We start from the raw sequence: 3,592 nt of genomic DNA, 5'->3' as shown, positions 1-3,592 counted from the left end.
CACTTCAAGTTTTACTCTGCCCTGTATAAAATACAGCGAGAGTGGGAGACTCATTTTATTTGACGATAGCAATATCTAGCTGACTTTGGCCATAGCTGAGCATTATCCGAAGTTATTCTGATTGAATTTGAATAAATAATCTACGACGAAAGCATGATTGTCGGATTTGAAATATGCAGTACATACTGCCATTATGCATAAAAAACAATCAACAAAATGCCATCAAGCTCTCGTGATGAGATAGAACAAGATCAAGGAAGCGAACAATGAAAGAAATCTATCCAGTACCAGTAGAATTTAAGAAAACCGCACGTACCACTGATACAGAGTATTTTGAGCGTTATCAGCAATCCATTGAACAACCGGATCAGTTCTGGACTGAACAGGCACAGCGCCTGGACTGGATCAAACCTTTTACCCAGGTTAAAAATACCAGTTTTGATAAAGACAATTTTAAAATTGAATGGTTTGCAGATGGCCAGCTCAATGTCAGTGCCAACTGTCTGGATCGCCATCTTAAGGAACATCCTTATAAACCGGCGATTATCTGGGAAGGGGATCATCCATCCCGTCACAAGATTATTTCTTTTCATGAGCTTTATGATGAAACCTGCCGTTTTGCCAATGTACTGAAAAAGAACGGGATTAAAAAAGGCGACCGGGTGGTGCTGTATATGCCAATGGTCTCGGAAGCCGCAATTGCCATGCTGGCCTGTGCCCGGATTGGTGCAGTGCATTGTGTGGTGTTTGGTGGTTTCTCACCTGATTCTCTGGCCAGCCGGATTGAAGACAGTCAGGCCAAAATGGTGATTACCGCAGATTCGGGCATGCGTGGGGGCAAAGCCATTCCACTGAAAGCCAATGTGGATGAAGCCCTGAAAGTCGCCGGTACCGAATCGGTTGAACATGTCATCGTTGTACATCGCACTGGCAATCCGGTGGAAATGCAACAGGGGCGTGATCTCTGGTATCACATGGAAATTATGACCGTCAATGAGATCTGTCCGCCTGAGCCGATGAATGCGGAAGATCCGCTGTTTATCCTGTATACCTCGGGTTCAACCGGAAAACCTAAGGGCGTACTGCATACCACAGGCGGCTATCTGACTTATGTGAACTGTACTTTCCGAGAAGTTTTTGACATCAAACAGGATGATGTGTTCTGGTGTACTGCCGATGTCGGCTGGATTACCGGGCATTCCTATGTACTGTATGGTCCGCTCTCTAATGGTACGACTACGGTCATGTTCGAGGGAGTGCCGCAATATCCGAGCTGGGCACGTACCGGACATATCGTCGACAAGCACAATGTGACCATTCTCTATACCGCACCAACGGCCATCCGCGCCATGATGCGGGAAGGCGATGCTTATGTACGGGAAAGTGATCGTAGCAGCCTGAGAATTTTAGGTTCGGTCGGTGAGCCGATTAACCCGGAAGCCTGGAACTGGTATTACTCGGTAGTTGGTGAAAGTCGCTGTCCGGTGATTGATACCTGGTGGCAAACCGAAACCGGTGGCTTCATGATTACGCCTTTACCGGGTGCAACCGACCTGAAACCGGGTTCTGCGACCCGTCCATTCTTTGGTGTGCAACCCGCCATTGTCGATGCAGAAGGCAAGGAAATTGAAGGGGTGGCGGAAGGAAATCTGGTAATTAAGGATTCCTGGCCAGGCCAGATGCGCACCATCTGGGGTGACCCGGATCGCTTTATTGAAGCTTATTTCTCGACCTATCCAGGTACCTATTTTACCGGTGATGGTGCACGTCGTGATGAAGATGGCTATTACTGGATTACTGGTCGTGTCGATGATGTACTCAATGTTTCCGGTCATCGTCTGGGTACGGCAGAGATTGAAAGTGCACTGGTGGCCCATGAAGCGGTTGCCGAAGCGGCTGTTGTCGGTATGCCGCATGACATCAAAGGTCAGGGGATTTGTGCCTTTGTCACCTTGCAGGCAGGGACTGAAAGTACTGAACAGCTGCGCGGTGAACTGGTAGCTTGGGTACGTAAAATTTTAGGGCCAGTGGCAACGCCAGATGCCTTGCACTGGGCACCCGCTTTACCTAAAACCCGTTCAGGAAAAATTATGCGCCGGATTTTAAGAAAGATTGCTGCCAATGAACTGGACAGTCTGGGCGATACCTCGACTCTGGCTGAGCCACAGGTCGTGGATCAGTTAATTGCTGAAGTGCAGCGTAATCAGGCATAAGTTTAGGACGTTCAAATACCGGCATTATTTGCCGGTATTTTTGTCTCAGGAATAAGCTCTGCATGCTTTCGAATATAGTGCCAAGCTGCAATCTGCTAAGCTAAAACTATGCTGAACTTAGGTCAAAAGAATGAATGTACGACAACAATATCTAGATCAATCTCCCCTGCAAATTGCCCAGCAACTGACAGAAACTTTTGCCCAAACAGCCGCAGCTCGTGACAAGCAGGGCGGTAATCCTAAAGCCGAGCGTGATCTGATTCGTCAGAGCGGTTTACTGGGCCTGTCTATTCCAAAACAGTACGGCGGTCAGGAAGCAGACTGGCAGACAATTTTTAAAACCATTCAAATCATTGCCCGAGTCGATAGTTCATTAGCACATGTTTATGGGTTTCATCATTTGCTGATTGCAACGGTTCAATTATTTTCCCAACCGGAACAATATGGCCCATGGTTTGAACAGACCGCTCGGGAAAACCTGTTCTGGGGCAATACCTTAAATCCACTGGACCGTCGTACTACCGCAACAAAAGTTGCTGAAAAAGAATATATTTTTGATGGAAATAAAAGTTTCTGTTCTGGCTCCATTGATTCCGATATCTTACTGTGCTCAGGCTATAACGACGCTGGAAAATTACTGATCGGGGTAATTCCAACAGCACGTAAGGGCGTAAGTTTTCTCGGTGACTGGAATAATATGGGTCAACGCCAGACCGATAGCGGCACCAGCCATTTTGAGCAGGTCAGAATTCATGAAGATGAATTGCTGTTAAATCCGGGTCCACTGAGCACGCCGTATTCAAGCTTACGTCCTTTGATTGCCCAATTGATTTTTGTACACATGTTCCTCGGTGTAGCAGAAGGTGCGTTTGAAGTCGCCAAACAAACCGTACAGACTCAAAAAGCCTGGTCAAAATCACTGGTAGAAGAGGCTGTGAATGACCCTTTTACCCAGAAGCATTTTGCCGATTTTTATGTGCAGCTGGAAAGCGTCCGTCTCTTGGCAGATAAAGCGATTCAAACCTTACAAGTCGCTTGGGATCTGGGCAATGATCTCACTGCTGAGCAGCGTGGTGAAGTTTCAGTGGCGATTGCTACAGCCAAAATCGCGGCCACCAATACATCTCTCTATATCACCCAGAATATTTTTCAGGTGATGGGCGCGCGTGCGACCACAGCCAAACTGAATCTGGACCGTTTCTGGCGTAATGTTCGCACCCAGACCTTGCATGATCCGGTAGATTATAAATATCAGGAAGTTGGGGAATGGATACTGACCGGGAAAGTGCCTGATCCAAGTTTTTATTCTTGATATGAAAATAAAAAGCCTCTGATACTGGAGGCTTTTCATATTAGATGAAGTGTCCCGTCCTGAAATA

Annotated in this window: 2 protein-coding genes; both read left to right on the top strand. The window is 47.0% G+C overall.

What is annotated here, in order from left to right:
• Nucleotides 1-266: 266 nt before the first annotated feature.
• The gene (gene acs, locus B3Q46_RS01320; RefSeq protein ID WP_286712904.1) at nucleotides 267-2,213 is read left to right on the top strand and encodes an acetate--CoA ligase; all 1,947 of its coding nucleotides are present in this window, start codon (nucleotides 267-269) and stop codon (nucleotides 2,211-2,213) included.
• Nucleotides 2,214-2,343: 130 nt separating this feature from the next.
• Nucleotides 2,344-3,525, top strand: a complete 1,182-nt coding sequence (locus tag B3Q46_RS01315; RefSeq protein WP_286712901.1) for an acyl-CoA dehydrogenase family protein — start codon at nucleotides 2,344-2,346, stop codon at nucleotides 3,523-3,525.
• Nucleotides 3,526-3,592: the final 67 nt, after the last annotated feature.

Source organism: Acinetobacter sp. UBA2581 (assembly GCF_002339435.1).
Lineage (GTDB): Bacteria > Pseudomonadota > Gammaproteobacteria > Pseudomonadales > Moraxellaceae > Acinetobacter > Acinetobacter variabilis.
Note: the sequence above shows the minus strand (reverse complement) of the source record. Positions and strands in the feature narration are given on the sequence as shown.